At 72.6% G+C, this 22,494-nt stretch carries 16 protein-coding genes and 1 riboswitch; of the genes, 7 read left to right on the top strand and 9 right to left on the bottom strand.

What is annotated here, in order from left to right; translation table 11 throughout:
* Positions 1-4: 4 nt before the first annotated feature.
* From IAG44_RS35550 to metE, 5 genes are all read right to left on the bottom strand, one after another.
* Positions 5-1,462: an amidohydrolase family protein gene (locus IAG44_RS35550; RefSeq protein WP_187751175.1), complete on the bottom strand. Its 1,458-nt coding sequence runs from the start codon at positions 1,460-1,462 to the stop codon at positions 5-7.
* A 126-nt stretch (positions 1,463-1,588) separates the two neighbouring features.
* Positions 1,589-3,037: a LuxR family transcriptional regulator gene (locus IAG44_RS35555; protein ID WP_187751176.1), complete on the bottom strand. Its 1,449-nt coding sequence runs from the start codon at positions 3,035-3,037 to the stop codon at positions 1,589-1,591.
* The gene (locus tag IAG44_RS35560) at positions 3,034-4,236 is read right to left on the bottom strand and encodes a cytochrome P450 family protein (RefSeq protein WP_187751177.1); all 1,203 of its coding nucleotides are present in this window, start codon (positions 4,234-4,236) and stop codon (positions 3,034-3,036) included. The genes IAG44_RS35555 and IAG44_RS35560 overlap by 4 nt, the downstream gene beginning before the upstream one ends.
* A 246-nt stretch (positions 4,237-4,482) precedes the next feature.
* Entirely contained in the window at positions 4,483-6,126 is a 1,644-nt protein-coding gene (locus IAG44_RS35565) for an allantoin permease (protein ID WP_187751178.1), read from the bottom strand.
* Positions 6,127-6,329: 203 nt separating this feature from the next.
* Positions 6,330-8,621, bottom strand: a complete 2,292-nt coding sequence (gene metE, locus IAG44_RS35570) for a 5-methyltetrahydropteroyltriglutamate--homocysteine S-methyltransferase (protein ID WP_187751179.1) — start codon at positions 8,619-8,621, stop codon at positions 6,330-6,332.
* A 130-nt stretch (positions 8,622-8,751) separates the two neighbouring features.
* Positions 8,752-8,971, bottom strand: a riboswitch (cobalamin riboswitch).
* Positions 8,972-9,161: 190 nt separating this feature from the next.
* Between metE and IAG44_RS35575 the strand changes: the two genes are divergently transcribed.
* The 3 genes from IAG44_RS35575 (at position 9,162) to IAG44_RS35585 (ending at position 14,085) form a co-directional block, all read left to right on the top strand.
* A complete protein-coding gene (locus IAG44_RS35575; protein WP_187751180.1) occupies positions 9,162-10,664 on the top strand; it encodes an MFS transporter in 1,503 nt (500 codons plus the stop codon).
* Between the two features lie 341 nt (positions 10,665-11,005).
* Complete coding sequence (locus tag IAG44_RS35580; protein ID WP_187751181.1) at positions 11,006-12,727, top strand: ABC transporter permease; 1,722 nt, start codon at positions 11,006-11,008, stop codon at positions 12,725-12,727.
* 53 nt (positions 12,728-12,780) lie between these two features.
* Positions 12,781-14,085, top strand: coding sequence for an ABC transporter ATP-binding protein (locus tag IAG44_RS35585; RefSeq protein WP_187751182.1), 1,305 nt, complete (start codon positions 12,781-12,783; stop codon positions 14,083-14,085).
* Here the strand turns inward: IAG44_RS35585 and IAG44_RS35590 are convergent.
* Together IAG44_RS35590 and IAG44_RS35595 are read right to left on the bottom strand one after the other, a co-directional pair.
* Positions 14,072-14,488 carry an ArsR/SmtB family transcription factor gene (locus tag IAG44_RS35590; RefSeq protein ID WP_187751183.1) on the bottom strand — a complete coding sequence of 139 codons (417 nt, stop codon included), beginning with the start codon at positions 14,486-14,488 and terminating at the stop codon, positions 14,072-14,074. The two genes, IAG44_RS35585 and IAG44_RS35590, sit on opposite strands and share 14 nt — an antisense overlap.
* Positions 14,489-14,540: 52 nt before the next feature.
* The gene (locus IAG44_RS35595) at positions 14,541-15,941 is read right to left on the bottom strand and encodes an FAD-dependent oxidoreductase (RefSeq protein ID WP_425508490.1); all 1,401 of its coding nucleotides are present in this window, start codon (positions 15,939-15,941) and stop codon (positions 14,541-14,543) included.
* Between the two features lie 156 nt (positions 15,942-16,097).
* Between IAG44_RS35595 and IAG44_RS35600 the strand changes: the two genes are divergently transcribed.
* The 4 genes from IAG44_RS35600 to IAG44_RS35615 all read left to right on the top strand — a co-directional run bounded on the left by IAG44_RS35600 (position 16,098) and on the right by IAG44_RS35615 (position 20,622).
* Positions 16,098-17,408: an MFS transporter gene (locus IAG44_RS35600; RefSeq protein WP_187751184.1), complete on the top strand. Its 1,311-nt coding sequence runs from the start codon at positions 16,098-16,100 to the stop codon at positions 17,406-17,408.
* A gap of 15 nt (positions 17,409-17,423) precedes the next feature.
* A complete protein-coding gene (locus IAG44_RS35605; RefSeq protein ID WP_187751185.1) occupies positions 17,424-18,083 on the top strand; it encodes a response regulator transcription factor in 660 nt (219 codons plus the stop codon).
* 3 nt (positions 18,084-18,086) lie between these two features.
* Positions 18,087-19,478, top strand: a complete 1,392-nt coding sequence (locus IAG44_RS35610; protein WP_187751186.1) for a sensor histidine kinase — start codon at positions 18,087-18,089, stop codon at positions 19,476-19,478.
* 169 nt (positions 19,479-19,647) lie between these two features.
* The gene (locus IAG44_RS35615) at positions 19,648-20,622 is read left to right on the top strand and encodes a TAXI family TRAP transporter solute-binding subunit (RefSeq protein ID WP_187751187.1); all 975 of its coding nucleotides are present in this window, start codon (positions 19,648-19,650) and stop codon (positions 20,620-20,622) included.
* A 23-nt stretch (positions 20,623-20,645) separates the two neighbouring features.
* Here IAG44_RS35615 and IAG44_RS35620 read toward each other — a convergent pair whose 3' ends face one another.
* Positions 20,646-21,296, bottom strand: a complete 651-nt coding sequence (locus tag IAG44_RS35620) for an ABC transporter ATP-binding protein (RefSeq protein ID WP_187751188.1) — start codon at positions 21,294-21,296, stop codon at positions 20,646-20,648.
* Positions 21,289-22,242, bottom strand: coding sequence for an ABC transporter ATP-binding protein (locus tag IAG44_RS35625; RefSeq protein WP_187751189.1), 954 nt, complete (start codon positions 22,240-22,242; stop codon positions 21,289-21,291). Before IAG44_RS35625 ends, IAG44_RS35620 begins: the two co-directional genes overlap by 8 nt.
* Positions 22,243-22,494 lie beyond the last annotated feature (252 nt).

Genomic DNA, 22,494 nt, shown 5'->3' on the forward strand with positions numbered 1-22,494 from the left:
CCGGTCACCTCGGCGGATTCATCGCCGCCTCCCAGTCCGCGTTCGGGATGCGCGAGCGGAGGTAGGCGAAGGAGTCCTCGGCGAGGCGGCGGGCGCGGGGGAGGTCGGGGCCGGTCAACTCGCCCCGGTGCTTGAGGACTCGGCCGTTCACCAGGACCGTGTCGACGTCGCCCCGGCCCGCCTGGAAGACGAGGTGCCCGGCGGGGTTGTGGACCGGGGTCATGGCGGCGGTGTCCGTGCGCAGGAGGACGAGGTCGGCGCGCTTGCCGACGGTGACGGAGCCGATCAGGGAGTCGAGGCCGAGCGCGCGGGCGCCCCCGAGGGTCGCGTACTGGAGGACGTCGGCGGCGCGCAGGGCGTTGTGCGCGACCGTGTGCCCCGCCTCGTGCGCGCGCAGATGGGCAAGTCCCCGGTCCGCGCTGAGAGTTGAGCGCATCGCCGAGAACATGTCGCCGCTCCACCAGATCACCGTGTCCATGGACAGGGAGAGCGGGATGCCGAACGCGCGCGCCTTCGCGGTGGGCGGATACCCCTGCCCCGCGCTGAGTTCGCTCTCGGAGGCGATGGACAGGAACGCGCCCTTCCCGGCGATCCGCCGGTAGGAGCCGTCGCTCAGCGAACCCGCGTGGACGAGGGTGACGGACGGCGACAGCGCCCCGAACTCGTAGAGGAACCGGATCTGTTCGTCGCCGGAGAACCCGAACACCCCCGCGTGACTGGTCACCGCGAGGTCCCGGTCCCGCGCGAACCGCAGCGCCGCACGCCCGTCCTCGGTGTCGTTCGCCTCCAAGGCGAGCTGCATCGTGACGAGTTGGTCCGGCCGCCCGGTGAACCGCTCCCGCAGGACGCGGTCCACGCGCCCGTCGGTCACCCACCCGAGGTCCGTCGCGAAGGTGTTGCCGTACGCGAACCGCGCCCGCCCCGGCACCGAGAACAGCGCGTCGACGGCCGCCTCCGCGTGCTCCGGCGTGCGCAGCCCGTGCGACCAGTCCGTCACCGTCGTCACCCCGTCGTTCACCGCCTCGACCATGCCGAGGTGGTTCGCGGCGTAGATGTCCTCCGGGCGGAACAGCGGACCCCACTTGGTGATCATCCACTGCATGTAGTCGCCGAGCGTCCAGTCCGCGCCGACGCCCCGCAGCGAGGTCTGCCACATGTGCCGGTGCGTGTCGACGAACCCGGGGATCAGCAGCCCGCCGCCCGCCTCGATCACCGTCGCGGGGGCGGTGAGCCCACGGCCGATCGCCTTGATGCGCTCGCCCTCGACCAGGACGTCCGTGTCGGGCAGGACACCCCGGTCCACGGTGACGACGGTGGCGCGGCGGATGAGGATCGGGCGCCCGGCGGGGAAGGCGACGCGCCCGGCCGCCTCGGCGCGCGGCGCGGCGAGCGCACCGGCGCCCACCGCCGCCACCGCTCCCGTGAGCGCCCGACGGCGGGTGGTCCCGCTCCAACTGGCCATGGAATGCTCCTCGTTGTCGACGTGCGGTGATCCATTTCTACGGCGGGGACGAGGGCGGCGGCATCGGGAGAACCGTGCACGTCGACGCGGACCGCGTGGGTCGTTTCACCCACGGCCGCGCTCGCCTCATTCCCGCCGTGCCGCGAGCCCGTGCTCGAACGCGTACGCCGCCGCGGCCGTCCGTGACGCCAGACCCAACTTCCCGAAGATGTTGGACAGATGACGGGCCACGGTCTTCTCGCTCACCACCAGCGCCCCCGCCACCTCCCGGTTGGTCAGCCCCTGGGCGACCAGGGCAAGCACCTCTGTCTCCCGTGCGGTCAGCGCACCCCTGGCCGGGGCCCGCGCCACCCCGATCCGGGCCAACTCCTCGTCCGCCGCCCCCTGTTCGAGCGCGGCGGCGTCCGTGTCGCCGAGCGCCCGGTACACCCGCACCAGCGACAGCCGGATCCGCGCGGCCTCGTACGGCACGTCGAGCCGGGCCCAGTGGCAGCAGGCGCGCCGCAGCAGCGGCAGCGACTCCCGCACCCGCCCCTCGGCGAGGGCGAGCCGGCCCCGGGCGTGCAGCGCGACCGCCTCCAGCGCCGAGGTGCTGTGGCCGGCGGCGAGTTCGTCCAGCCCGGCGCTCGCGGCGTGGGCGGCGGACGGGTCCCCCGCCGCGAGGGCGATCTCGACGTGGGCCGCGCCCAGGCGGGCCCGGGTGAGCCGGTCCCGGACGGCCGGTGCCGTACGGATCGAGGCGAGCGCGGTCGCCGCCTGGCCCTGCGCGAGCCTCAACAGGGCGAAACCCGGCTGGGGTTGACGGCCGTGGCGGTGCGCGCGGCGGTACGCGGACTCCGCGCCGGACAGGTCGCCGCGCAGCCGCCGCACCTCGCCGAGGATGTAGTGGGCCTCGGCGACACTGCTCGCGTGCACGCCGGTCAACTGCTCGCAGACCTGGGCCGCTTCCTTCTCGGCTCCGGCCAAGTCACCGCGCAACAGCAGCAGTTGGGCCTGGTGGACGCGGGAGAGGTCGGTGATCGGGGCGGGGACGGGCGGGTGCGCGGACCAGCGGGCCAGGGCCTGCGTCCACTCGATCATCCGGCGCAGGTCGCCCAACTCCGTGCAGGCGGCGATGAGATGGACGTAGATGCTGCCGGCCGCCGTGGCGTCGACCTCGCCGCACGCGGTCGCCAGCATCGCCTCGTCCAGCAGTCGCGTCCCCGCCTCCAGCCGGCCCTGCCTGACCAGGGCCCGGCCCTCGCCGAGGACGCCCAGCGCGGCCAGCGTGGGGGACGCGTGCCGCCGCCCGATCTCCTGCACCCGGCGTGCGCCGGCGATCACACCCGCGAGGTCGGGCCCGTCCAACCGGCCCTCCACGTCCAGGAGATGGACGAGCCTGCCGTGGGCGACGCCCTCCGGGCGGCCGTCCAGCAGACGCCGGGCGCGGCCGGTCCAGCCGGCGGCGAGGACGTCGTCGCCGCGCAGGGTCAGGGCCGTCGCGATGTCGAGCGCCGCCTGGGCCGCGTCCTCGGGGCGGCCGGCGTCCAGGTGCCGCTGGTACTCCGCCGCCAGGGCGGGCGGATCCTCGTTCACGCCGGCTCGCGTACACGCAGCGGCAGGGCTTCGGGGCCGCGCATCAGGAGGCTCTGACGGTAGGTCAACTCCGTTGGCGCAACGGCTAGTTCGAGGTGGGGGTAGCGGGCGAGCAGGTCGCGGAAGGCGACGCGGGCCTCTTGGCGGGCCAGCGGGGCGCCCAGGCAGTAGTGGATGCCGGCGCCGAAGGAGAGGTGGCGGTTGGGGGAGCGGGCCACGTCCAGGCGGTCCGGTTCCGGGAAGCGCGCGCCGTCCCGGTTGGCGGAGGTGACGGCCGCCAGGACCAGTTCCCGCGCCGGAATCTCGACGCCGGCGATGGTGACCGGCTCGGTCGTGTACCGGTACGTCGAGAGGTTCACCGGGCCGTCGTAGCGCAGGAACTCCTCGACGGCCGCCGGGATCAGGGCGGGGTCCGCGCGCAGCCGCTTCAGCTCGCCGGGGTGCGTGAGCAGGGCCCCGACGCCGTTCGCGATCAGGTTGACGGTTGTCTCGTGGCCCGCGCTGAGCAGCAGGAACACCATCGCGACGAGCTCTTCGGCGGTGAGGCTGTCGTCCTCGACGAGGGCCGAGAGCAGGTCGTCGCCCAGCGCCGTGCGCTTCGTCTCGATCAACTCGGCGAGGTACGCGGTGATGTGACCCGCCGCCGCGCTCACCACCTCCGGCGCGCCGGTGGAGTTGTAGTCCCGCGTCCACGCCCCGAACGACTCCCGCTCGCCCTCCGGGAGGCCCAGCAGTTCGCACATCACCGTCATCGACAGGGGGAACGCGTAGTCGCCGATCAACTCGATCTCGCCCCGGCCCGCGAGGCCGTCGAGCAGCGTGGCGGACAGTTCCTCGGTACGCGGGAGGAGACCGGCGATCCGTCCCGGCGTGAACGCCCTCGACACGAGCGTCCGCAGACGCGTGTGAACCGGCGGATCACTGTTGAGCATGTGACCGGCCGTCCTCCGCCCCACCGCACGCGGAGCCCGCCCCTCCACCGTGTTCCGCCGGAACAGCTCCCCGACCACCTCCGTATCCTTCGCCAGCCGGGGATCGGCCAGCACCAGCCGTACATCCTCGTACCGAGTGACCACCCACACACGCAGCCCGTCCGGAGTGACAACACCCCGCACCGGCGCGTCCCTCCGCAACTCGGCATACACCCCATGCGGATCCGCCCAGAACCCCGCCCCAAACACCTCACCTGAAGTGATCATGCGATCACACTACTTACTCCCCCACCCCAGAGAAAGACGACCGGAAGCCACCCGTCCGGCAGCTCGGGGGAGCACTGGTGGTGGGGGCTATTGTCCGGCGCGCCTTGCCAGTTCGTCCTTCACCGTGCGTCGCTCGTCGAGTTGGGCGACCGTCAGGCCGGGGAGGTCGGCGTACCAGTGGTCCAGTAGCTTCCAGCGGCTCATGGCCCACAGGATGCCGTCACCGGTACGCCGACCGCGTTTGATCTACGCCGTCGCCGGCAACACGTGGTCCCCCACCATGTCCGTGCTGAGGCACAGGCTGCACACCACTGCGTCATGCGTGGCGCAGGCCGTGAGGTCGGGGCGTTCGTAGGGCTGGTGGCAGACGTGGCAGGTGTAGGTGGTGGCGCTGGGGTTGCCGTCGGGGTCGAGGAGGGGTTCGGGGATGCCGTCGTCGGTGCGGCGGAGGTAGTACTTGCCCTTGGTGGCGATCGCCATCAAGGGGGTGAGGACGAAGGCCAGGAGCGCCGCGGCCACGGGGGAGTAGGGCTGGAGTGTGTCGCCGAGGGCGTGGAAGTACATCGCGATCGAGAGGCCCGAGGCGGCGACGAAGGCGACGACGCCCACCGGGTTCACCGCGTACAGCATGCCCCGGCGGAACTCCGGCTGGAGCGGGGAGAGTTTGAGGACGTACTTGTTGATGCCGATGTCCGTCGCGACCGTCACGACCCAGGCGATGGCGCAGTTGGAGTAGAAGCCGAGGATGCTGTTGAGGAAGCTGAACATGTCGGCCTCCATCAGGATCAGCGCGAAGGAGAGGTTGACGAGGACGAACACCATGCGCCCGGGGTAGCGCCGGGTCACCCGCGTGAAGGAGTTCGTCCAGGCCAGCGACCCGGAGTACGCGTTCGTCACGTTGATCTTGATCTGGCTGATGACGACGAGGACGACGGCCAGCGGAACGACCAGCCAGGACGGCATCATCGCGTCGAACGCGCCCCGGAACTGCTGGATCGGCTCGGGCGCGGCGTCCGCGCCGACCTTGGCGAGGATGTAGACGGCGAGGAAGACGCCGATCGCCTGCTTCAGCGCGCCGAGGACCACCCAGCCGGGCCCGGCCATGATCACGGCCGTCCACCAGCTCCGCTTGTTCGCCTCCGTCTTGGGCGGCATGAACCGCAGGTAGTCGATCTGCTCACCGATCTGCGCGATGAGCGAGAGGCAGACGCCGGCGCCGAGCAGCACGGACGCGGTGTTGACGCCGCCCTCGCCGTCCGTGCCCGCGTAGTCGAGGAACCTGTCGACCGTGCCGGGGTCGGTGGCGACCAGGTAGACCAGCGGCCCGACCATCAGCAGCAGCCAGATCGGCGTCGTCCACACCTGGAGCTTGCTCAGCGCCTTCATCCCGTAGATCACCAGCGGGATGACCATCAGCGTGGAGACCAGGTAGCCCAGCCACAGCGGGAGCCCGAGGCCCAGCTTCAGGCCCTGGGCCATGATCGACCCCTCCAGCGCGAAGAAGATGAACGTGAAGCTCGCGAAGATGACGCTGGTCAGCACCGACCCGTAGTACCCGAACCCGGAGCCCCGCGTGATCAGGTCCAGGTCGATGTTGTAGCGCGCCCCGTAGTACGCCAGCGGGAACCCGGTGACGAAGATGACGACGGCGGCCACGGCGATCGCCACGAGCGCGTTGCCGGTGCCGTGCGCGAGCCCGATGCCGGCGCCGATCGAGAAGTCCGCCATGTAGGCGATCCCGCCCAGCGCGGTCGTCGCCACGACCATCGGCGTCCAGCGCCGGTAACTGCGCGGCGCGAACCGGAGGGTGTAGTCCTCCAGCGTCTCCTTGGTGGCCTGATCGGTGCCCGGTGGTTCTTCGCGTACGTCCACTTGCGGCTCGACGCTCATACGACGTCTCCTTGCGGGGTCGGGGACAGATGTCCCGCGTGACGGCGTCGGCAGTGCGGGGCACGGAGGGACGGTAGGCAGAGGGTGTTACCCCTAAATACTTCCCGTATGAAGGAGATGTTTCGCCGGACGAGGGGACGCGCACGTGACATCGCGTGCCGGCCGAGGGTCCCCGGAGAACACCGGGGACCCTCGTCACGCCGTCAGGACAGTTCTGCCCGGACCCTCCTCGCCGCTGTCACCAGGTTCTCCAGGGAGGCCCGGGTCTCCGGCCAGCCCCTGGTCTTGAGGCCGCAGTCGGGGTTGGCCCAGAGGCGGGTGGCGGGGATCGAGGCGAGGGCGGTGCGGAGGAGGGTGGTGGTTTCCTCGGGGGTGGGGACGCGGGGGGAGTGGATGTCGTAGACGCCGGGGCCGGCCTCGCGGGGGTAGGCGTGGGCGGCGAGTTCACGGGCGACGCGCATGTGGGAGCGGGCGGCCTCCAGGCTGATGACGTCGGCGTCGAGGTCGTCGATGGCCTGGACGACGTCGCCGAACTCGGCGTAGCACATGTGGGTGTGGATCTGGGTCTCGGGGCGGACGCCGCTGGTCGCGAGGCGGAACGCCGCGGTCGCCCAGGCGAGGTAGTCCGCGCGGTCGGCCGAGCGCAGCGGGAGCGTTTCGCGCAGGGCGGGTTCGTCGACCTGGATGATCGAACTTCCCGATGATTCAAGGTCGTTGACCTCGTCTCGCAGGGCAAGAGCGACTTGGCGGGCGGTGGTGGCGAGCGGCTGGTCGTCGCGGACGAAGGACCAGGCGAGCATCGTCACCGGGCCGGTCAGCATGCCCTTGACCGGGCGGGAGGTGAGGGACTGGGCGTACGAGGTCCAGCGGACGGTCATCGGCTCGGGCCGGGAGACGTCCCCGGCGAGGATCGGCGGCCGGACGTAGCGGGTGCCGTACGACTGGACCCAGCCGTGCCGCGTCGAGAGGTACCCGGTGAGCTGTTCGGCGAAGTACTGGACCATGTCGTCGCGTTCGGGCTCGCCGTGCACCAGCACGTCGAGACCGGCCTTCTCCTGGAAGGCGATCACCTCGCGGATCTCCGCCGCGATCCGCTCCTCGTACCCGGCGTGCGAGATCCGCCCGGCCCTCAGGTCGGCGCGCGCGGTGCGCAGTTCGGGGGTCTGCGGGAACGACCCGATGGTGGTCGTCGGCAGCGCGGGCAGCCCGAGGAGCGCGCGCTGCGCCACCGTCCGCTCGTGGTAGGGCTGCGCCCGGCGCGTGTCGGCCCCGGTGACGGCGGCGGCGCGGGCGCGCACCTCCGGGTCGCGGGTGATCGGCGAGGCCGCGCGGGAGGCGAGGTCGGCGTGGTTGGCGGCGAGCGCGGCGGCGATGGTGTCGACGCCCCGGGAGAGGCCGCGGGCCAGGGTGACGACCTCGGCGGTCTTCTGCCGGGCGAAGGCGAGCCAGCGCAGGATCTGCGGGTCGACGTCGCGCTCGGCGGCGGTGTCGAGGGGGACGTGCAGCAGCGAGCAGGAGGCGGCGACGTCGACCCGGTCCGCGAGCCCGAGGAGGGTGCCCAGCAGGGAGAGCGACTTCGACAGGTCGTTCACCCAGACGTTGCGCCCGTCGACCACCCCCGCGACCAGCCGCTTGCCGGGCAGCCCGCCGACGGCGGCGAGGTCGTCGAGGGTGCCGGGGCGGGTGAAGTCGAGGGCGATCCCCTCGACGGGCGCCTCGGCCAGCACCGGGAGCGCTTCGCCGGGCCGGTCGAAGTACGTCGTGACCAGCAGCTGCGGCCGGTCGGCGAGGGCGCCCAGGTCACGGTAGGCGCGCGCGGCGGCGTTCAGCTCGGCCGGGGTGCGGTCCTGGACGAGGGCGGGCTCGTCGAGCTGGACCCAGCCGGCGCCGGCCGCGCGCAGCTCGGCGAGGATCTGGGCGTACACGGGCAGGAGCCGGTCGAGGAGGGTGAGCGGCTGGAAACCGGCGTCGGTGCCGGGCGCGGGCTTGGCCAGCAGCAGGTAGGTGACCGGGCCGAGCAGGACCGGGCGCGCGGTGAGACCGAGCGCGAGCGCTTCCCCCAGCTCGGTGAGCTGCTTGGCGGGGTGGGCGGTGAAGACGGTGTCGGGGCCCAACTCGGGGACCAGGTAGTGGTAGTTGGTGTCGAACCACTTGGTCATCTCCAGCGGCGGCGCGTCCTGCGTGCCGCGCGCCATGGCGAAGTAGCGCTCCAGCGGGTCGTCGACTCCCGCGTGGCGGGCGGGGACCGCCCCGACCATGACGCTGGTGTCGAGGACGTGGTCGTAGTACGAGAAGTCGCCGGTCGGCACCTCGTCGAGGCCGGCGTCGGCGAGGGCGCGCCAGGTGGCGGCGCGCAGGTCGGCGGCGGTGGCGTGGAGGGCGTCCGCGCCGACGCGGCCCTTCCAGTAGCCCTCGACCGCCTTCTTCAGCTCCCGGTTCCGGCCCTGCCGGGGGTAGCCGTACAGGGTTGCCGCGGCTGCGGGTTTCGTGGTCACGGAGATCTCCTTCACGAGACGATTCCCTGAGGTCCCGGCGACGGGACGCGGGCATGAAGGAGCGGACGGCCCTGTGGCCGCCTCCACGCCGACCCACCCGCGAGGTCACCGGAACTCCGCGCGTGACGTCGCCACACGCGGGCAGTCGGCAGGTCTTCGGACTCGCGGGCACACCTCGTACGAGACGAGGCACCTACTGGCCGTCGCTTCCCAGGTCCGTGCGGACCCAGTGCGTATGACGGCGGTCGTTCCCGCTCACCGCTGCGGGGCAGTCCCGGATTCCCACCGGGTTCCCTCTTGCGACGCGGCCCGTCTGGCTGACGGGGCGAACCGGCTGCGGTGATCAGCGTACGGGGCGCGGGCGCCGTGGGGGAGGGGCGATTTCCGGAAGCGGACACATCTGATAGCCGTCTATTGGTTATGTGATCCTGGTCTCACTATCGAAACGGTTGAGTTTCGCTAGCGGGGTGTGTAGCGTCTGCTGAGTACGAAACCGTTTCGTTCGCGAGACGCCCGATCATCTCATCGGAGCACGCCCCCATGTCACAGACCACCCAGACGCCGGACACGACGTCACTCACCAAGACAGCCGAGGAACCCGCGTCCCGTCACCGCTGGTGGGTCCTCGCGATGATCGGCATAGCCCAGCTGATGGTCACCCTGGACGCGACGATCGTGAACATCGCGATGCCGTCCGCCCAGGCCGACCTCGGTTTCTCCGACGGCGACCGCACCTGGATCGTCACCGCCTACTCCCTCGCCTTCGGCAGCCTCCTGCTGCTCGGCGGACGCATCGCCGACCTCTTCGGCCGCAAGGTCGCCTTCCTCGTCGGCGTCGGCGGCTTCGCCGCGGCCTCCGCGCTGGCCGGCGCCGCCACCAACTTCGAGGTCCTGGTCGTCGGCCGCACCCTCCAGGGCCTGTTCGGCGCGCTGCTCGCGCCCGCCGCCCTCTCGCTGCTGACCACCACCTTCACCGACGCCAAGGAACGCGCCCGCGCCTTCGGCATCTACGGCGCCATCGCCGGCTCCGGCGCGGCCGTCGGCCTGCTGCTCGGCGGCGTGCTCACCGAATACCTCGACTGGCGCTGGACCCTCTACGTCAACCTCGTCCTCGCCGTGATCCCCCTGGCCGGCGGCTGGATCCTGCTCAAGCGCACCGCCCGCGAACCCGGCGCCAAGCTCGACATCCCCGGCACCGTCCTGGTCACCGCCGGACTCTTCGCCGTCGTCTACGGCTTCTCCATGGCCGAGTCCCACGACTGGTCCTCGCCGCGCTCCTGGGGCTTCCTGACCGTCGGCGGACTGCTGCTGATCGCGTTCACCTGGTGGCAGACCAAGGCCGAGCACCCGCTGCTCCCGCTGCGCGTCCTGCTCGACCGCGACCGCGGCGCCTCCTTCGCCGTCATGCTGATCTCCAGCGCCGGCATGTTCGGCGTCTTCCTCTTCCTGACCTACTACCTCCAGCTCAGCCTCGGCTTCTCCGCCGTCAAGACCGGGCTCGCGTTCCTGCCGATGGTCGGCGCGCTGATGGTCTCCGCGACCGTCGCGACCAGCTTCCTCGTCCCCCGGATCGGCCCGAAGACCATCGTCCCGCTCGGCATGGCGCTCGGCGCCGTCGGCCTGGTCTGGATGACGGACCTCGGCCTGGACAGCACCTACGTCACCCACGTCATGCCGCCGCTGATCGTCACCGGCCTCGGCATCGGCCTGGTCATGGCGCCCGCCATGTCCCTGGCGACCAGCGGAGTCGCCGCCCACGACGCGGGCGTCGCCTCGGCCGCCGTCAACACCATGCAGCAGATCGGCGGCTCCATCGGCACCGCCCTGCTCAACACCCTCGCCGCCAGCGCCGCCACGAACTACATGGACGGCAAGAACCCGGGCGACAAGCTCGTCCAGGCGCACGCCGCGCTGGAGTCCTACTCCACCGCCTACTGGTGGTCGGCCGGCTTCTTCGCGGTCGGCGCGGTCATCACGCTGCTGCTCTACCGCAGCGGCGTCCCGAAGGCCGACGAGAACGCGGCCCCCACGGTCCACATGTGAGCGGCATGTGGTGAGCCGCACCCACTGAGCGGAGGGTGCGGACGACGGGCCCGGTGTCTGGGGAGACACCGGGCCCTTTTACGTGCGCGGGCTTTTACGCGGCGGCGTGCCAGGTGAGAGGTGGGCAAGAGCCCCCGTCTTTATTTGCGTATCGACGCAAGAAGGTGCAGACTCGTCGCGTCGGGCCTGGTCATGGGCTCGCGGCACCGCACCATCACTTCGCATCACTTCACTGCGCATCACGAACGGAGGCGGCCATGAACGCGGAACCTCCCAGTCCGAGCCGCCCTCAGGGCACCCGCTGACCCCCTTTTTTTTCTCCCCTCTTCAGAGGCCCCGTGATGCTGATCCGTACCGGCAAGCGCCCCGCGCTGTCCCGCTTCTCCTGGGTGGACGCGGCCGTCGCCGCCGCCGTCCTCGTCCTGCTCTACATCGTCCTGCGCGTCGGCCAGGGCACGACCGTCGCCTTCGACACCCACGCGGACGTCCACGTCGACACCGACCCCGCCCGCCTCCCCTACGACGCGGCGCGCTCCCTGCTCAGGATGTTCGCGGCGCTCGCCGCCTCCGTCGTCTTCACCTTCGGCTACGCCTACGCGGCGGCCAAGAGCCGCAGGCTGGAGCGGGTCCTGATCCCGGCCCTCGACATCCTCCAGTCGGTGCCGGTGCTCGGGTTCCTCACCATCGCGGTGACCGGGTTCATCGCGCTGTTCCCCGGCTCGATGCTCGGCCTGGAGTTCGCCTCGATCTTCGCGATCTTCACCTCGCAGGCATGGAACATGACCTTCGGGTTCTACTCCTCGCTGACCTCGCTCCCGCGTGAACTCGACGAACTGTCACGGTCGTTCGGGTTCACCCGCTGGATGCGGTTCTGGAAGGTCGAACTGCCCTCCGGGATGATCGGCCTCGTCTGGAACGGCATGATGAGCTTCGGCGGCGGCTGGTTCTTCCTCGTCGCCTCCGAGGCGATCAGCGTCAACAACAAGCAGTACGCGCTGCCCGGCGTCGGCTCCTACGCGGGCGCCGCCATCGCCGACGGCGACCTCGGCAAGGTCGGCTGGGCGATCCTCACCATGGCCGTCATGGTCATCGGCGTCAACTTCCTCTTCTGGCGCCCCCTCACCGCCTGGGCCGAACGCTTCAAGAACGAACAGTCCGAGGCCGGCGAGGTCCAGAAGTCCCTCGTCCTCGACCTCCTGCGCCGCTCCCACTGGCCCCGCCTCCTCGCCAAGGCCCTGCGCCCCGTCTGGCACGCGCTCAGCGCCGCCGCCCGCGTGTTCGGCCGCGACGACCGGCCCCTCACCGTCGACCCGGCCCGCCGGCGCACCGGGGACATCGTCTTCACCGTCGTCGCCGGCGGCCTCATCCTGTGGGGCCTCGCCGACCTCGCCCGCTACCTGAACGACCGCACCGGACTCGGCGTCTTCGGCGAACCGCTGCTGCTCGGGCTCGCGACGTTCGTCCGCGTGATCGTCCTCGTCGCGCTCGCCACCGTCGTCTGGGTGCCGATCGGCGTGAAGATCGGGTTCTCGCCGAGGCTGACCCGGATCGCGCAGCCCATCGTCCAGGTGCTGGCCTCGTTCCCCGCCAACTTCCTCTTCCCGCTGGCGGTCTGGTTCTTCCTGAAGACCGGGCTGTCCATCAATATCGGCGGCACGCTGCTGATGGCGCTCGGCGCCCAGTGGTACATCCTCTTCAACACCATCGCCGGCGCCATGGCCATCCCGACCGACCTGCGCGAGGCCATGGACGACCTCGGCGTCACCGGCCTCCAGCGCTGGAAGCGGCTCATCCTGCCGGGGATCTTCCCCGCGTACGTCACCGGCGGCATCACCGCGTCGGGCGGCGCCTGGAACGCGTCGATCGTCTCCGAGGTCGTCACCTTCGGCGGGACGACGCTGACGGCGACCGGGCTCGGCGCGTACATCGCGCAGGCCACCGCGCGCGGCGACAACCCGCACCTGCTGGCCGGGGTCGCGGTGATGAGCGTCTACGTCGTCGCGCTCAACCGGCTGCTGTGGCGCCGCCTTTACCGGCTGGCGGAGACCCGCTACTCGCTCTGAGCGCCCGCCGCCCCCTGAACTTCCCTGAATCCTCCGTGCTTGGGAGCAACGTCATGACCAACGACCTCCTCCTCGAAACCGTCGGCCTCACCAAGTCCTACGCCGGCGCCGACGGCGAACTCCCCGTCCTGTCCGGCATCGACCTCCAGGTCCGCGCGGGCGAAGTCGTCGCCCTGCTCGGCAAGTCGGGCTCCGGCAAGTCGACGCTGCTGCGCTGCCTCGCCGGACTCGTGCCCGCCAGCTCCGGCACCGTCACCTACAAGGGGACCCCGCTGACCGGGGCCAACCCCGGTACCGCGATGGTGTTCCAGACGTTCGCGCTGCTGCCCTGGCTCACCGTCCAGCAGAACGTCGAACTCGGCCTGGAGGCCAAGGGGATCGGGCCGGCCGAACGCGCCGAGGCCGCCCGGCAGGCCATCGAGCTGATCGGCCTCGACGGCTTCGAGTCCGCCTACCCCAAGGAGCTGTCCGGCGGGATGCGCCAACGCGTGGGGTTCGCGCGGGCGTTGGTCGTCGAACCGGACGTCCTCATGATGGACGAGCCGTTCTCCGCGCTCGACGTCCTCACCGCCGAGAACCTGCGCGGGGAGCTGATGGAGCTGTGGGAGTCGGGCCGCTTCCCGACCCGGGCCATCGTCCTCGTCACGCACAACATCGAGGAGGCCGTGCTGATGGCCGACCGGATCGTCGTCCTCGGCGCCCGGCCGTACGGCACGATCCGCGAGGTGTTCGAGGTGGGCCTGGAACGTCCCCGGGACCGTGACTCGGCGGCGTTCGAGGAGATCGTCGACCGGGTGTACCGCACGATGACCGGCCGGCAGAAGGAGGGCCGCGTCCCCGGCCGCCACGAGACCGCCGACAAGCGCACGCCCGCGAACACGCCCCTGCCGCCGGCCAGCGTCGACGGACTCTCCGGGCTCGCCGAACTCGTCCTCAGCCGGGGCGGCGCCTGCGACCTCGCGGACCTCGCCGACGACCTCGGCCTGGAGATCGACGACCTCCTTCCCCAGGTCGACGCGCTCGACCTGCTCGGCTTCGGCACCGTCACCGGCGACGACCTGCTCCTCACGGAGACCGGGACGGCGTTCGCGGACGCCGACGTCCAGGAGTCCAAGCGGATCTTCGCCGCGGCCGCCGTCCACGCGCCCCTGGTCAGGCTGATCACCAGCAGCCTCCAGCAGAACCCCCGGGGAACCCTGCGCGCCGGGTTCTTCCGCGATCTGCTGGCCCACCACTTCACCAGCGAACAGGTCACCCGCCAACTGGAGACCGCGACGGACTGGGGGCGGTACGCGGAGCTGTACGCGTACGACGCGGAGCCGCAGGAGTACCGGGCGGAGGAGGTCAGTGCCCGGTGACCGGCCGCGCGGCGCGGGACTTCCCCCGCGCCCGCGCCTTCTCCGGCACCGGGCGCGCGGCGGCACCGGTCTCCTCGGGGCCGTCGTCCGGGGCCGCCGACGCCTCGTCGGCGGCCAGGACCGCGCCCTCCAGCAGGGCGCGGACCCGGGGGCCGGTGGCGCGGTAGAAGATGCGGGTGCCCTCGCGGCGGGAGTCGACGAGGCCGGCGGCGCGCAGGCGGGCGAGGTGCTGGGAGGTCGCCGCGACGTGCGCCCCGATCAGCTCGGCGAGCTTGCTGACCGGCAGTTCGCGCTCGGTGAGCGCCCACAGCAGCCGGTAGCGGGACGCGTCGCCGACCGCCTTCAGCACGGCGACGACCTGCTCCGCCCGCTCCTCGTCCCAGGACCCTACTTGCGCTTCCATGCAAGTAGGGTACCGGGCGAAGACACGGCGCGGCGCGCCGAGTTGCCCACGCCTACGCGCGGTCCAGCTCGCGCGACGACTGCGGCTGGGCCGGCGTCGGAGCCGGGGCGCCGAACAGCACGGCCCGCAGCACGGGCGGCGCGAACAGGGCCGTGACGGGCTCGGCGAGCGTCAGCACGGCACGGAACGCGCGGCCCACGACGGGATCGCCGGGGGAGCGGTCCGTGACCCGGCGCAGATACCAGCCCGAGACCCGGTCGGCGGGCCTTATGGCGGCGGCGGTGCCGACAGCGCCCGGCATCTGGCGGTCCGCGCCCGCGGAGATGTCCCACGCCTGCCGGGACGCCGCGAGGAGCACCCGCTGCACCCGCCGCGTCGTGGGCGTCCGCCGGCCCGTCCCGGCGAGGGCGTCCCGCAGGGCGACCGCGCTCATCGCGGCGATCGCCATGCCCTGCCCGTAGATCGGGTTGAACGTGCACAGCGCGTCGCCGGTGGCGAGGAACCCGGCCGGCGTCCCCGGCAGGTCGTAGCGGCGCCGGACGTTCGAGGTGCGCCGGAAGCCGAACGGCGGCGTCAGCGGCTCGGCCTCCGCCAGCCACCGGTCGAGCAGCGGATGCCCGAGCCGCTTGGTGTACGCGACGAACTCCTCGTCCCCCGTGGGCGGTTCGTCGCCGCGCAGCCCTGACACGATCACCAGGTGCGTGCCGTCCTCCAGCGGCAGCGCGCCCCCGCCGTGGATCTGCTCGGGGCTGGGGTAGACGTAGTAGCCCACGGTGTCGGCGTCGAGCTGGATGCCCCCCTCGCCCCGGTAGATCCGCGAGGCGTAGGCGAGCCCGGTGTCGATGGTCTCCTCATGGACGGCGCCCGCGCCCAGCTCCGTCAGCCACTGCGGCGCCTTGGTGCCGGCGCCCGACGCGTCGACCACCAAGTCCGCCGCCAGGTCCCGCAGTCCGGCCCCCGCACCCTCGGCGCGGTCCCGCACGCGCACACCCCGCACCCGCGCGGAATCCCCGAGGAACCCGACGACGTCCGTCCCCTCCAGCACCTCGATCGCCGGATCGGCGAGCACCCGGCGGCGCACCAGCTCCTCCAACTGCCCCCGGGAACCGGTGAAGATGTGCGTCGACGCCGGGAACCGGCGCAGCCAGTGGCCGTTCTGCCACAGCGCCATGTCCGACGGCAGCCCTACCCACGGCGCCCCCGCCGCCCTCAACTCCGCCAGGAAACCCGGCAGCAGCGACTCCAGCGCCGTCTGCCCGCCCTTCAGCAGGACGTGCGGATGCCGCCCCTGCGGCACCCCGGGCCGCGCCCCGCCGCCCTCCGGGAACCGGTCCCGCTCGACCACCGTCACCCGGTCGGCGTGCCCGGCCAGGACATGCGCGGCGAGCAGCCCCGCGAGGCTCCCGCCCACCACGACCGCGTGCCGCCGGCCCGTACCCGTCGCAGAGTCCACTGATCCAACTCCCTGATCGTCACATCACGTGCTGAGACGAGTATCCCGCGTCACGGCCCGCGTCCTAAGGGATTGTTAGGACTTCGCCCCCGATCTTGTCCGGCCCCGCCGCCGCCCGGATTCTGGCTGCTCCGGGCCGCTGACGAGGGAGTTTCCATGGCCACACAGGACACCGCCGTCCACGGGAGGGACACCCGGCACGACGAGCGCAGGGTCGCGAAGAACATCGTGCGCGGCTCGGTCGGCAACCTCATCGAGTGGTACGACTGGTACGCGTACACCGCGTTCAGCGTCTACTTCGCCGCCGCGTTCTTCCCCGCCGGTGACCAGACCGCCCAACTCCTCAACACCGCCGCCGTGTTCGCCGTCGGGTTCCTGATGCGGCCGATCGGCGGCTGGGTGCTGGGCCGCTACGCCGACCGGCGCGGACGGCGGTCCGCGCTCACCCTCTCCGTGACGCTGATGGCGGCCGGTTCGCTGATCGTCGCGCTGACGCCGTCCTACGACACGATCGGCGTCGTCGCGCCCGTCATGCTCGTCACCGCCCGCCTCCTGCAAGGGATCTCGGTCGGCGGGGAGTACTCGACGTCGGCGACGTACATGTCCGAGATGGCGACGCCGGGCAAGCGCGGCTACTACTCCAGCTTCCAGTACGTGACCCTGATCGCCGGGCAGTTGACGGCGCTGGGGCTCCAGATCGTCCTCCAGTCGGTGCTGTCCGACGGGCAGATGGAGGCGTGGGGCTGGCGCGTCGCGTTCGTCGTCGGCGCCGCCGGGGCGGTCGTCGTGCTGTGGCTGCGGCGGGGGATGGACGAGTCGGAGAGCTACGAGCAGTCGGCTTCGTCCGGAGAGAGCCGGGGGTCCCTGCGGACGCTGCTCTCCTACCCCCGCCAGTGCCTGGTCGTCGTCGGCCTCACCATGGGCGGCACGCTGTTCTTCTACACCTACACGACCTACCTCCAGAAGTTCATGGTCAACACCAGCGGCATCGCCAAACCCACCGCCGCGTGGATCAACTTCTGCGCCCTGCTGGTGTTCGTCGTCCTGCAACCGGTGATGGGCCGCCTCTCCGACAAGGTCGGCCGCCGGCCGCTGCTGATCGGCTTCGGGGTGCTCGGCGCGCTCGTCGTCGTCCCCTCCCTGACCCTCCTCTCGCACACCGACAACCCGTACCACGCCTTCGTGTTGATGGTCGTCCCGCTCGCGATCAGCTCGCTCTACACCTCGATCAGCGCGGTCGTGAAGGCGGAACTCTTCCCAACGGCCATCCGAGCCCTGGGAGTCGGCCTGCCCTACGCGCTGACCGTCGCCCTCTTCGGCGGGACCGCCGAGTACATCGCCCTGTGGTTCAAGGACATCGGCCACGAGACCTGGTACTTCTACTACGTCACCGCCTGCGTCCTGGTCTCCCTGCTCGTCTACATTCGGATGCGCGAGACGTCGGACGGCTCGCCGCTGGACGACTAGGAAGGGCGCGACGCCGTGCGGGTGCTGCTGGCCGAGGACGACGACGGGGTCGCGGGCGCCCTCACCGAGGCCCTGTACGACGCCGGGCACCAGCCCGACCGGGTCCGCCGGGGCGAGGACGTCCTCACCCGGCACCGGCAGGCCGACCTGCTCCTCCTCGACCTCGGCCTGCCCGACCTCGACGGCCTCGACGTGCTGCGCAAACTCCGCGCGGTCAGCGCCCTGCCGGTGCTGGTCCTCACCGCGCGCGGCGACGAACGCTCCGTCGTGCGGGGACTGCGGCTCGGCGCCGACGACTACCTCGTCAAACCGGTCCGGCTCGCCGAACTCCTCGCCCGCATCGAGGCGGTGGCCCGGCGCGCCGCCGCCCTCGCCGCGCCCGAGCGGCGCACCGTGCGCGCCGGGGACGTCGAAGTCGACCTGGAAGCCCGGCGGGTGCGGGTCGGCGACGGCGAAGTCCGGCTCACCACCAAGGAGTTCGAGATCCTGGCCGCGCTCGCCTCCCGCGCCGGGGCCGCCGTCAGCCGTCAGCAGCTCCTCGACGAGGTGTGGGGCGACGCCTACCTCGCGGTGTCGCGGTCCCTGGACGTCCACATCACGCAACTGCGCGCCAAGCTCGGCCGGCCCGGCGTCCTCACCACCATCCGCGGGTTCGGCTACCGCTTCGGCGGCTGAACCGTGCGCGCCCGGGTCCTCACGGTGGTGCTGGCGTTCGCCCTGCTCGCCGTCGCCGGGTTCGCCGGACCGCTGCTGACGCTGACGGCCGTCCAGCGCACCGGGCAGCTCGTCGCCGCCCGCTCGGCCGACCTCGACCGCTTCGCCACCCTCGCCGAACAGGCCGCCCGGAGCGGCGACTTCGGCACGCTGGACGCCGAGGTCGAGCGGTACACGGCCCTGTACGGCGAGGCCGTCGTGGTCGTCGACGCGCGGCGCGCGCCGGTCGTCGAGACCGGGGGCATGCGGGCGTCCGACCCCGCTGTCGCCCGGCTCGTCGACGCCGCCCTGCGCAGTCAACTCCGGTATCCCGAGGGGACGGTGCGGCCCTGGTCGCGGGCCGATGTGCTGCTGTCCCGGCCCGTCGGGACCGGGACGCGGGTGTCCGGGGCGGTCGTGCTGCGGGCGTCGGTGCGGGCCGCCGCCGACGATGTCGCGCTGCGGTGGGCCCTCGTCCTCGCCGGGGCCGGGGTGTTCGCGGGGGCGTGCGTGCTGCTCGCGCGGCGGGCGACGCAGTGGGTGGTGCGGCCGTTGCACCGGCTCGACCGGGCCGTGGGGACACTGGCCGCCGGGCTGCCGCCCGAGCGGGGCGTGCGGGCCGGGGGGCCGCCTGAGTTGCGGCAGGTCGTCGAGGGGTTCAACCGGATGGCGGACACTGTGACGACCGCGCTCGCCCAGCAGCGGCGGCTCGTTGCCGACACCTCGCACCAACTCCGCAATCCGCTCGCCGCGTTGAGGCTGCGCATTGACTCGCTCCAAGGGCGGCTGCCGGAGTCGGCTGGGCGCACGTATGCGGGGGTGACGTCCGAACTGGAGCGGATGGAACGGCTGTTGGACGATCTGATGACCCTCGCTGATGCCGAACACCGGGCCGGGGAGCTGGCGGTGACTCGGCGTCAGGGCGGCGGGTGCGAGGCGCGGGCGGTGATCGAGGCACAGGTGGAGGTGTGGCGGCCGGTCGCGGAGGAGGCCGGGGTGTCCTTGGTGTGTGTGCCGGGGGAGGGGGCCGTGGTGTGCTCGGGGGATGAGCTGGCGCAGGTGGTCGACATTCTCGTCGACAATGCGATCAAGTACGGGGGTGGGCTTGTCGAGGTGGGGTGCGGGGTGGTGGGGGCTGAGGTTGTGGTCGAGGTGCGGGATGACGGGGCGGGGCTTTCGGAGGCGGAACTCGCCTGTGCCGGGGGGCGGTTCTGGCGTGCGGAGCGGCATCGGGGGGTGCGGGGGAGCGGGCTGGGGCTCGCGATCGCCGAGCGGCTGGTGGCGGGGCATGGGGGGCGGATCGAGTTCGTGGCGGGGGAGCCGAGGGGGCTGGTGGTGCGGGTGGTGCTGCCGGTACGGGGGAGTGGGGCGGGGTGACGGGGGTTGGGGGCGGAGGGGGTGTGGCTCGGGTGGCGGGGGTGTGGCGCGGGGTGTGCGTGGGGTGTGCGGCAGGGGTGTGGCGCGTGGGGCGTGAGGCGTGTGCGGGGCGTGTGATGGGTTCGGGGCGCGGTGCGCGGTGCCCGGGTGTCGGGGCGGGGGGCCTCGGATGAGCGGGGTGTTGGGGCGGCGCGTCGTCCTGTGTGCCGCCCTCGGGGGTGTCGGTGCCGGGGTGCTCGGTGGGGATGCGCGGGGTGCGGATCGGGGGCCCACCGGGCGGGTGCGGATCGCCACCGGCGAGGGCGACGGGTTCTACACGGCGTTCGGGAAGCTGCTCGCCGTGCAGGTCAGCGCCGTGTACCCGCGGCTCGGCTGCGAGGTCGTCGGGAGTCAGGGCAGCGTCGACAACGTGCGCCTGCTGGCGGCGGGGCGCGCCGATGTGGCGCTCGCGCTGGCCGACATCGCGTGGTCCGCGTACGCCGGGCGCGGGCCGTTCGCGCGGCCGGTGCCGCTGCGGGCCGTCGGGCGGGTGTACGAGAACTACGCGCAGCTGGCGGTGCGGGCCGGGTCGCCGGTCCGGAACGTGGCCGACCTCGCGGGGCGCACGGTGTCGGTGGGGGCGCCGGGGTCCGGCGGCGCGGTCCTCGGGGACCGGCTGCTGCGCGCGGCGGGGCTCACGCCGGGCGTGGACGTCCGGGTCCGGCACCTGCTGATGCCGGACGCGGCAACGGCCGTCCGCGCGGGCCTGGTCGACGCCCTGCTGGTGGCCGGTGGCGTACCGGCGCCGGTGCTCGCGGGGCTCGCCGACGACCCCGGCATCCGGCTGCTGCCGCTCGCCGGGCTGCTGCCCCGGGTCCGGCGGGAGGGCGGCGCCGGGGTCGAGGCGGTGACGGTGCCGGCGGGCGCGTACGGGGCGGCGGGCGAGGTCGCCACGATCGGGGTCGCCAACCTGCTGCTGTGCCGCCCGGACCTGCCGTCGCCGCTCGCCGCCGCGCTCACGCATGTGCTGGTGCGGCGGGCCGCCTCTTTGGTGCCCGAGGCCGCGCTCGGGACGCAGTTCCTGGACGTGCGGAGTCTGATCTCGACGGGGGAGGTGCCGTTGCACGGCGGGGCGGTGGCCGCGTACCGGGAGCTGCACGGGTGAGGGTGTTCCGGACGGCCTGCGGTTCAGGGTTGTTCGGTCACCTCCGACCAGTGCACGGTTCGGTCGCACCAGCGTTCCAGGAGGACGCGGTCGTGGCCGACCGCGAGGAGGCCGGCGCCTGTCGCGCAGCGGTAGCCCTCGACCGCGCGCACCAGTGCGGCCGTTGTCGACGCGTCGAGCATCGCCGTCATCTCGTCGCAGATCAGCCAGCGCGGGCGCAGGGACAACGCGCGGGCCAGACAGGCGCGTTGGAGCTGGCCGTCGCTGACCTCGTGGGGGCGGCGGGCGAGGAGGTCGGGGGTGAGGCCGACCGCGTCGACGAGGTTGTCGATGTGCGGGGGACGGCCGTTCGCGCGCAGCGGCTCGGCGATGAGGTCCGTGAGGGTGAGGCGGGGGTCCGCCGAGAGGCGGGGCTGCTGGAAGACGACGCCCACCGCCGTGCGCTGCTCCTTCGGCGCGCGGTGGCGCCAGCGGCGGACGCGGGTGCCGTCCAGGGTCAGGGTGCCCGCGGCGGGGCGGTGCAGGAGCGCGGCGACCCTGGCCAGCGTGGACTTGCCGCAGCCGCTCGGACCGAGGAGGCCGACGGACTCGCCGCGGGCGACCGTGAGGGACGCGGCACGGACGGCCGGGGCCTTCCTGTCGTACCCGGCGGTGATGGCGCGCAGTTCAAGCACGGAGGTCCTCCATGAGGTGGGGGTGGTGGCAGGCGACCGCGCCGGTCGTCGGCGGGAGGGTCGCGCAGGAGGCGGTCGCGCGGGCGCAGCGCGGGGCGAACGCGCAGCCGTCGGGCAGGGCGCCCAGCTCCGGGGGCATGCCGGGGACGGGGCGGAACGCGCGGTCGGGCAGGGCGTCCAGGAGACCCTGGCTGTAGGGGTGGCGGGGGCCGGGCTCGCCGAAGAACGCCGCTGCGTCGGCGAGTTCGACGATCCGGCCCGCGTACATCACCGCCACGCGGTCCGCGACGCGCCGCGCCGCCGCGAGGTCGTGCGTGATCATCAGCAGCGCGCGGCCCTCCTCGGCGGTGACGTGCCGGCGCAGCTCGTCCACGGTGTGCTCGACGAGGTCCCGGTCCAGGCCGGTCGTCGGCTCGTCGGCCAGCAACAGCGGGGCCTCGCCGACCAACGCGAGGGCGGTGGCGGCGCGTTGGGCCAGGCCGCCGGAGAGCTGGTGCGGGTAGCGGTCGAGGTGGTCGAGCGGGAACGCGGCGCGCTCGGCCGCTCTCTCGACGGCCCCTGGGTCTCTCGTGTTCGTCAACGCCCGTATGGTCTCCGCGAGTTGGGAACGGACCGTGCGCACCGGTGTCAGGTGCGCCGCCGGGCTCTGCGGCACCAGCCCGACGAGCCTGCCCCGCACCCGCCTCACCAGCGTCCCCTCGTCCGCCGCGATCAGATCCAGCCCCCTCAGCCAAGCCTCCCCGCACGCCTGCGCGTTCGCCGGCAACAGCCCCAACAACGCCGACGCCAGCACCGACTTACCGCACCCGCTCTCCCCGATCAGCGCGAGACATTCCCCCGCCGCCACGTCCAGCCGCACATCGGTGACGGCGGGTATGTGACGTCCACCCGGCATCAAGAAGCGAACGGAGAGCCCACGCAGGGAGAGAACAGGCTGGTCGGTCATGGTGCGGCTCCCTGGGGGTGGCGGGGTCGAGGAGTGGGACGGGGGTGTGGTGGGTGGGGTGGAGTGGGGGACTGGGGTGGGGTGGCGTCCGTCGTGCTGCTGGGCGCGGGCGGCTCCCGGCAGAGGTGGTGCCCCGTCGGGTGGCGCGGCTGGTCGGCAGTCCCGGCTTCGCGGACCGTGACGCTGACCGGCCCGGCCGTCGGCCGCCAGGTGGTCCGGGTGGCGGCGGCCGGTTCGCGGGGTGAGGCGGGG

It is taken from the genome of Streptomyces roseirectus (assembly GCF_014489635.1).
GTDB lineage: Bacteria > Actinomycetota > Actinomycetes > Streptomycetales > Streptomycetaceae > Streptomyces > Streptomyces roseirectus.

Coding starts and splice junctions, on each gene's coding strand:
- IAG44_RS35565 (WP_187751178.1), bottom strand. CDS start 6,126: ATGAGCGTCGAGCCGCAAGTGGACGTACGCGAAGAACCACCGGGCACC.
- IAG44_RS35600 (WP_187751184.1), top strand. CDS start 16,098: ATGGCCACACAGGACACCGCCGTCCACGGGAGGGACACCCGGCACGAC.
- IAG44_RS35615 (WP_187751187.1), top strand. CDS start 19,648: ATGAGCGGGGTGTTGGGGCGGCGCGTCGTCCTGTGTGCCGCCCTCGGG.
- IAG44_RS35575 (WP_187751180.1), top strand. CDS start 9,162: ATGTCACAGACCACCCAGACGCCGGACACGACGTCACTCACCAAGACA.
- IAG44_RS35560 (WP_187751177.1), bottom strand. CDS start 4,236: ATGATCACTTCAGGTGAGGTGTTTGGGGCGGGGTTCTGGGCGGATCCG.
- IAG44_RS35625 (WP_187751189.1), bottom strand. CDS start 22,242: ATGACCGACCAGCCTGTTCTCTCCCTGCGTGGGCTCTCCGTTCGCTTC.
- IAG44_RS35585 (WP_187751182.1), top strand. CDS start 12,781: ATGACCAACGACCTCCTCCTCGAAACCGTCGGCCTCACCAAGTCCTAC.
- IAG44_RS35580 (WP_187751181.1), top strand. CDS start 11,006: ATGCTGATCCGTACCGGCAAGCGCCCCGCGCTGTCCCGCTTCTCCTGG.
- IAG44_RS35590 (WP_187751183.1), bottom strand. CDS start 14,488: ATGGAAGCGCAAGTAGGGTCCTGGGACGAGGAGCGGGCGGAGCAGGTC.
- IAG44_RS35550 (WP_187751175.1), bottom strand. CDS start 1,462: ATGGCCAGTTGGAGCGGGACCACCCGCCGTCGGGCGCTCACGGGAGCG.